Consider the following 223-nt stretch of genomic DNA (forward strand, 5'->3'; position numbering starts at 1 on the left):
GACGGCTAAATTTATCGGGGCATTGTCGGGCGCTCTGATTAGCCATACACCCGAAGGTGCTTACAGTGCGGCGAACAGTGCAGAACTTGTCTATCGTAACAACATGACTGAGCATATGTTGCATCAGTTATCAGTTGATAATCAAAAAGATATCCTGGCGGCAGAGAAAGGGGATAAATCGGCGGCAGAACGCGTTATTGCGCGACGTGATGCCGCGATAACC

1 pseudogene is annotated in these 223 nt (G+C 49.3%); it reads left to right on the forward strand.

The features are described from left to right. Positions 1–223: pseudogene (locus ABR397_RS24575) on the forward strand (DUF637 domain-containing protein); the annotation flags it as partial.

This window comes from Photorhabdus viridis (genome assembly GCF_040256935.1).
Taxonomy (GTDB): Bacteria; Pseudomonadota; Gammaproteobacteria; order Enterobacterales; family Enterobacteriaceae; genus Photorhabdus; species Photorhabdus viridis.